This window comes from Achromobacter sp. GW823-FHT04E03 (genome assembly GCF_058796095.1).
In genome coordinates, this window is sequence record NZ_JBXAIJ010000010.1 from 1 (window position 1) to 7,163 (window position 7,163).

Annotated in this window: 8 protein-coding genes; 1 reads left to right on the plus strand and 7 read right to left on the minus strand. The window is 54.0% G+C overall.

The genetic code is table 11. The features are described from left to right. The coding region (locus AC1RHV_RS31035) for a hypothetical protein (RefSeq protein ID WP_492302714.1) at window positions 1–225 on the minus strand (225 nt) is incomplete at its 3' end. Window positions 226–499: 274 nt separating this feature from the next. After that, window positions 500–1,033 carry a contact-dependent growth inhibition system immunity protein gene (locus AC1RHV_RS31040; RefSeq protein WP_175162394.1) on the minus strand — a complete coding sequence of 178 codons (534 nt, stop codon included), beginning with the start codon at window positions 1,031–1,033 and terminating at the stop codon, window positions 500–502. A gap of 507 nt (window positions 1,034–1,540) precedes the next feature. Here AC1RHV_RS31040 and AC1RHV_RS31045 point away from each other — a divergent pair. After that, complete coding sequence (locus AC1RHV_RS31045; protein WP_192330293.1) at window positions 1,541–2,140, plus strand: RNA 2'-phosphotransferase; 600 nt, start codon at window positions 1,541–1,543, stop codon at window positions 2,138–2,140. On the opposite strand, the gene AC1RHV_RS31050 is transcribed toward AC1RHV_RS31045, so the two are convergent. The 5 genes from AC1RHV_RS31050 to AC1RHV_RS31070 form a co-directional block, all read right to left on the minus strand. Next, entirely contained in the window at window positions 2,089–2,538 is a 450-nt protein-coding gene (locus AC1RHV_RS31050; protein ID WP_175162390.1) for a hypothetical protein, read from the minus strand. The genes AC1RHV_RS31045 and AC1RHV_RS31050 overlap by 52 nt on opposite strands. An 8-nt stretch (window positions 2,539–2,546) precedes the next feature. Continuing rightward, a complete protein-coding gene (locus AC1RHV_RS31055; RefSeq protein ID WP_492302718.1) occupies window positions 2,547–3,638 on the minus strand; it encodes a hypothetical protein in 1,092 nt (363 codons plus the stop codon). Between the two features lie 536 nt (window positions 3,639–4,174). Then, window positions 4,175–4,447 carry a hypothetical protein gene (locus AC1RHV_RS31060; RefSeq protein ID WP_192330299.1) on the minus strand — a complete coding sequence of 91 codons (273 nt, stop codon included), beginning with the start codon at window positions 4,445–4,447 and terminating at the stop codon, window positions 4,175–4,177. Between the two features lie 241 nt (window positions 4,448–4,688). Next, the gene (locus tag AC1RHV_RS31065) at window positions 4,689–5,135 is read right to left on the minus strand and encodes a hypothetical protein (RefSeq protein WP_192330301.1); all 447 of its coding nucleotides are present in this window, start codon (window positions 5,133–5,135) and stop codon (window positions 4,689–4,691) included. 8 nt (window positions 5,136–5,143) lie between these two features. Continuing rightward, window positions 5,144–7,163, minus strand: a 2,020-nt coding sequence (locus AC1RHV_RS31070; RefSeq protein WP_492302720.1) for a hemagglutinin repeat-containing protein, incomplete at its 5' end; no start/stop codon positions are given.

A 7,163-nucleotide genomic window follows, 5' to 3' on the forward strand; every position in this document is an offset into this window, starting at 1 on the left:
CGTGATGTCCGAATCGGCGCCTGCGCCCTTGGCGATGACGGTGAGGTCGTTGCCTGCCGCGATGTTGGAGCCGACGGACGAGGTCGTGTTGCGGTTGGTGATGGTCTGGCTCTTGCTGCTGCCGTAGTCGATGGTCAGCGTCATGCCGCCCGCGCTCTGCGGGTCCGCCATCACTTCGTCGTAGGTGTTGACCGCCGCCACGCCCGTTGTGGCCCGGGCCTTCATGACTTCGCGATCGGCGAGGTCGACGGTGGCGCCCTGGCGCCTAGTTTTTTATTTTTTTAAAGACCAACTTTGTTGAATGCGATTTCGCATTCTTTTATTTGGAAAAGCGACTGATAAGTTGACAAAGGCATCGCCGATTTTTAAAAAAATCAGAGCCCGGACACAGAGACTGACACCTTGGTTCTTTCCAGGACCAAAGAGTCTTATCCGGAGCGCGCATTCATGGAGACTTGCGATACCGGCCGGGCTTCTTGCTTCTATGTTGAAGATTTATTCATGTGCAGCGACTCAGCGCCAAACGAAGAGCAAAGCCTACTTGATCAGGCGAACTATCTGCTGCAATGACGACATTGTCAGAATCGGTGAATCCATCTCCGCTCCAAGCCTCCAGTTTCTCGTGATGACTTGGTATCATTTTCAAAATTCCGAGCTTACCTTCCACGTTGCAGCTCTTCATATCTTTAAATAGCGCCCTCTTGGTCTTATATCCGTATTTGTCCATCAGTCCTGCAACCCAATCTTTATAGCGTTTCATCATGGAATCCAGATCATATAAATCCCTGTCGAATGTAGCCGCCGGATGGATCCAGACATCCGTCCTCGGTTCCGGCAAAACAAAGCGGCTTTTCGACAGGGCATCTAGCACAGCCTCACCAACCTCTTGATCAGCAGCATCAGGAGACATTAGATACAAGGCGCCTTTGTAATCAGCCCGGCTACTTCCATAGCCCGAATAGGTTTGAATGCAAAGAAACTCCTTATTCAGTTTCACACTCGCCCAAGCTCTAGGCACTATTTCCTTTTTCATTCGATCACCTTCACTTTCAGTTGTACGCCTTAACTTTCGGCGTATTTATATGCCCGGCCAATTTCCGCCCAGTGTGCCGTTGTGGTGACCTTGGGAAGGTTCGGAAATTCTGCCGAGCAGTGTCTACCGGAACGGAGCTTGCGAATCGGCTGTCGATGCCACTACACGGGCCTCGTTTGCGTGCCAGTTGTTACTACCCACACCTGCTGACGTCTCTATTCTGAGGCTGTCCACTTCCAGCAAAGCTCAAATCTGTAATCTATGCTAAGCAAGCTCAGACATTGACTGAAGCGTCACCATATGGCAGTTTCAAGCACTACGTGACTCAAAGGGGACGCATCGGTGTCCTTCGGTGCGTTCACGAGAAAACTTCAGTGCCTGAAAAAAAACTCAATTTTCCCTGTCTTTTCTCGCTGGAGAACTGCCATTAGCTCACATTAAATTGGAGCAAACTCGCAGGCCGGCGAGAATTATCAGCTAGCAAACCACATCGACTCTTCAAGCGACATGAATACCGAGCGACTCAACGAGACCAGCAAGTTTCTTAGTTATGTACTCAGACATGAGCCACATGCTATCGACCTGGAGCTAGATAGCGAAGGTTGGGCGGATATTGAATGCTTGATAGCAAGCGCGGCCAAATACGGGCGCTCCTTAGATAGGGCCCTGATTCTTGCAGTCGTCAGCAATAGTGATAAGAAGCGCTTCAGCATTTCGAATGATGGTCTGCGTATTCGCGCGGCGCAGGGTCACTCAACATCGAGCGTACGCATTCAGCATATAGAGAAAGAACCTCCTGAGTTTCTCTATCATGGCACCACCACACGCTTCTTAACGTCAATCCGACAGCAAGGATTAATCGCAGGATCTCGGCACCATGTGCATCTGTCGACAGACAAGCCAACAGCTATCGCGGTTGGGCAGCGCCATGGGCAACCTGTAGTACTGAGAATTTTTGCCCTGCGAATGTATCAACAGGGCTTCAAGTTCTTTCAAGCCGAGAATGGGGTCTGGTTAACGGCCGAGGTACCCAGCAGCTCCATCGTAGAAGAGGATCAAGCAACCAATTCTTCATCCGATAGAGAGACAGCTTCCGCCAACACATGAAACGCGACATTTTCAGACAAAAATTGAATGCTGAAGTGTCTAACTTCTGAAGCCCCGCAAGAAAATACAGCGCGACATGCATCCGTGTTAGAACCAATTAACTCGGAATCCAAAAACTCTGTTAATTCTCCGAGCCCATATTCACTTGGATCGCCATGAAAATCAAAAATCAGATTCCCAGGAAATGGGGTTCGCATAAAAAATCGCACGGTTCTAAATGTGATCTCCCGCCGCATCTTCTTCACAGCATCACGGCCCTCCGCGTTCGGTACGTCCCTATCATATTCGACGGTCAGCACCACATCCAGCCCGAAAGAACGAAATGATACTTTTGACTCACCATAACCTGGCAGCCAATCATATGGATTAAAAATTAGTTTTGGCTTACCAATTTTCATGAACGCACCTACTTTAGTTTTTCCGCACCTGTTGGCGGCAGTTTATTTTTTCTCAATTGATCTGCAGCTAAATCATTGAATGTCTTTCCTCCATAGGCTTCAACGCCCGTTTGATTTCGCCCGAACCATTCGCTACGTGGAATTCCAGCTTGCTCAAGCGCCGTCGAAGTCCGCGTGTTCAAAATAAGACGAGTACCATTCATATCCACATAATCAACAGGAAGCTGATTCGGCCGAACAGTTCCCGCCTTTAGTGCATCAGCCAATTCATCGACCGTTCTAATCGGTTTTCCGGCCAAGTCCGAGTATATCTTCTGCCCATCCAGACTAAACACGCGATCAGCATTAATTCTGTTCTGGGCAAAATTTGCCTCATTCAAAACTCCTTTTTCAGCAGAACCCGCAGTAATGCGGCCCAGTGCGCCACGCGCTCCTGCACCAATCGCCAGATTTTCCCCTCTACTCGCAACCTGCGCCGCCACCTTTTCGGTCAGAGTAGCGCCACTCTTGGCGACTCCTGTCACTCCAGCCACCAGCAAAGCCACGTCAAATATCAGCTTCCCGCCTTCTACACCCGCGTTGAACGAGCCGCCCGCACCCGCGCGCTGGTATTCCGCCTCCATCCGTGTAATGCGTTCGATGTATGACTGCTTGATCGCCGCAGGCACTTTTTCCAGCACATCGCCACTTTCAAACAACGACTTCAGCGCAGCATAGGTTTCCCCCGGACTGGCCGCGACCTGGAGAATGCCAAGCGCTAAGTCAACCGCGCCCGCAGGAACCCCCGCAACCACTCCCGTATAGAAGCTGACGTCCTGTCCCGTATCGATGGCAACCCATTTGGCTTCGGCCGTAACGACGCAAGTCCAGGACTTGCAAGCCTGTATTTCCTCGTTCCGCTGCGCCTTCTGCGCCTCACTGAGGTAGTTGTTCTCTGCCTCGATGTTCGCGCCCGTCAGCACGGTTGCTACCGCGGACGGATCAATCGCCGCGGTAATGCCTGTCACGATGCTGCCAACAAAATCAAGGCGGGACTGCCGTTCCTCGGCCGAGAGTTGCTTGGTCGCATCCTCTCTTGCGCTGTCCAGCAACTTGTTCAACACAACGCTAGACAAGGCGCCTACGCCGCCCGCCGCGCACGAGGCGCTTTGTGCCGCGGCTCCTGCGCAACCCAGAATGGTATGAAGCGCCGCATTAGCCGCCGAGCCATCTCCTCCCAACCCCTTGGTGAGTTCTTTGATCTGTGCGGCGCCCAGGGCCGCTCGAACTCTTGGTCTGCCTCTTGCTGCTGCCGTAGTCGATGCTCAACGTCAGGCCGCCCGCGCTCTGCGGGTCCTTCATCACTTCATCGTAGGAGTTGACCGCCGACAGGCCCGCGGTCGTCAGGGGCCTGGGCGTTCATGACCGCACAGTCGGCGAGGTCGACGGTAGCGCCCTAGCACCTAGTTTTTATTTTTTAAAGACCAGCTTCGTTAAATGCAATTTCGCATTCTTTCATTTGGCAAAGCGACTGGCGCCCTGTTTCCCAAAGGGCATTATCTCTGACGGGAAAGACGGTATTTCTTGGAAGGCGGCGAACAAAAATTGGAGCCAACCTACACTGTCAACGGGAGAATTCTAGGTTGGCATCTTATTTTCAAACCAACAATCTGCGTTTAACTTGCAAAGCAATATCCTCCACAACCCCCTTCGGTCCGGAAATAGTAATCCCGACAAAGGTCTCTGCTTCAATCGATATTGATGCATCACCGAGCGCGACGACTAGACGCTCGATTTCTTGAGACCCACCGACTCCCCAAGATTTATCAATTTCAACCGCACCGCTATTTTCTAGAACGGCACGGAGGGCCTCCCTGAGAGCATTGTCGTACTCATCTCCAAGAACGAGCACCACCACTTTACTTGCCATCTTTAGAACCCCAGATCTTGGGAAATGGACTACCCCCTCTTTCCTCAAGGGCATTTCCACCTCAAGGACGCTCGGAATCTCAACCAACTGGTGCCTACTTTTATTGCCTGAATTATCACCACATGGCACATGGAAAATGTAGCCTGACGGCGCCCGAATTCGGCCACCCACTCAATCGGAGTGTGCCTAGCTTCTTGACGCGAAAGACTCTATCTCTCTTGCGTTACTTCAGATGATTTTGTTATTTGTCGGCAATCCATCGTCCCAATATTTCGGAAAATTCTGAAATCGAGGAAACATCAACGCTCCACTGAGAGATTTTCCTTCCATCTTCATTGATTTCCTCCCTCGCAGAAACATGTAGATTTATGTCGCCCGGAATAAATGGAACAGGCAATTCATTCAAAAATAACGCATGATTTTGAATATAAGCCCGCTCACCCTCGATATAGATCACCCAACAAAATACAAAATTGCATGAACCCGGATCACGCATCGACGTCGCCAAAACCGCATGACTACGATCTCGCAACCCCTGATCCAGTGATTTCTTCCAACTCTTCAGATAATCAATTCGAAACCAGAATCCCACTGGAGCGAAAAAAGTCTCTTTGTACCCATTTATTTCTATCTCTCCACACAACACTGATTCATCAAAACGTTCCAATACATCCTCAAACAAGTTCATGCTAAAGCTCATTCTTTCACCCAATTTAGATTTTTGTCGTACGTTCCTTCTCTCTTACCTTTGCGATCGAACACCTTCCACCCTCCCGAGACATTATGCGCGTCAACATCGGGCGTAATGTAATTTTTCCCATTCCAGAACACCACCTGGCCATGCGAATCGAATGGCGCTTTTTGCGGCGGAATTCGGCGCGTATACCCTAACTCCTCCGCCCTGCGTTGAAGCTCCTTATTCTTGCTGAAGATCGGATCAACAATGATCGGACCCTCGTTTGGGGTGCTTATCGGTTCTCCATCATCAACTTCCGCTACCCCTTTCCCCGGCACGCCAACATCCGCCACATCCCCCGACTTACCAGGCACTTTCGTTTCCGGCAACTCCCCCCCGCTCGGCGGCACCCCTATCGGCGGCACGGGGTCTCCTGATTTCCCTGGAATGCTCTCCGATTCGTCGCCTGAAAGGAGGCGATGAATGACAACGATCGGCAGAGCCTGATCCTCCGACAAACCCGGCGTCTTGCGCATCAGATCTGCCACCGCCGCCGTTATCGCCGTAGCATCGGTAGCTCCGATGACGCTGTCTCGGCATACCGTCGAGGCGAGGCATGCGCGGATGGCGGCCACCCCGCCGCGCTTGAGCAGTGCTGCGATCCCGTTATTCTCGGTTTCCAGCTTCCCGCTGTTGACGACCGCACTCGCGTCCAATCCCAGCCCGGCAGCCAAGCCTGCCAACAGCGAAGACACCAGGTTGTTGCGAGCCTCCTTGTCCTGCGGCGACAGGGTCGAGCCAGGCTTACCGTTGGCGGCATCCAGCAAGGCGTTCACCACCGAAGCGGCGCCGGCGCCCAACGCGGAAGCCCCGCAACCATCGCCACGCGCCGCCCCTCCGGCGCATCCCGCCACCGCGTGCAACGCGGCGCGCGCAGCTTGCGCCTCGACGCCTTCGCCCAGCGCATCCGCATACAGCTTGATCTGCTGCGCGGTCAGACCTTGCAGATAATTGACCGCTGCCGCCTGCACCATTTCACTGGCGCCGCCGGTGACGTTGCCGCTCAATGCACCGATTATTGCGGTCGTTATAAGGCGACCTTGGCTACCAATCTCCCATTTCTTGGCGTCTTCGTATTGCGCTTTCAGCTCATCCCTGCGCGGACCCTCGGGTTCGTTCTCCAACGCCTTTTTAAGCGTCTTCGCCTTCTCAGCCCGATTCTCGAAAAACTGCCCCGCCTGCTTGACCATTTCCTCCGCAATATCGAATCCCCCCTCGATCCGATCCTTATCAAAAATCGGATTAAGCGAATTCAACGTGTCGCTCGTATCGCGGTTCAACAACGCGATGGTCTCAGTCGCCGTCTTGCCGGTCAGCGCCTGCTGCCCCGCGACGTCCCGGATCTCCACCGTGCCGCCACTGATGCCGCTGAGCGTTTTGGAGTCGTTTTCGCCGAAGGCTCCAAGCGCCACCGGCGTCCCCGCCCCGCCGCTACCGCCGCTCAGGGAGATCCGGTCGGCGTTGTAGCGCGCCACGTTCTTCACGTCTTCGGCCACCAGCGTGCCTGTCTTCAGCAGGTTCAGACCATCCGCCACGGCCTGGTCGCTGCTGGAGATGACGCCGCCCGTCAGCGTGGTGTTGCGCTTGACGTCCACCACGAAGCCGCCGTCGCCCGCCATCAGCCCGGACTGCTCCTCCACCGACTTGTAGTCGCTCTTCATCCGGGTCTGCGAGACGTTGCCCGACACCGAGCTCTTGCAATAGCCGTAGCACAGGCTGCCCTGCACCCCGCCGCCCTGCTGCTTGGAGTCGTAGGTGCTGACGTCCTGCAGACTCTCGATGCGCAGGTCCCGTCCGACGTCGGCGATGATCTGATCGGCGCGGCCCGTCGCGCCGATCAGGGAGGTGTCGCCGCCCGATTGCAGTGCGAGGACATTGCCCGCGGTCAGCTCGGTGTTGGTCCAGGTGGTGTCCTTGCCATCGCTGCGGCCGCGCGAGGCGTTGGCCCCGGCAGTCGCCACGAAGCCGACGCCGTTGCTG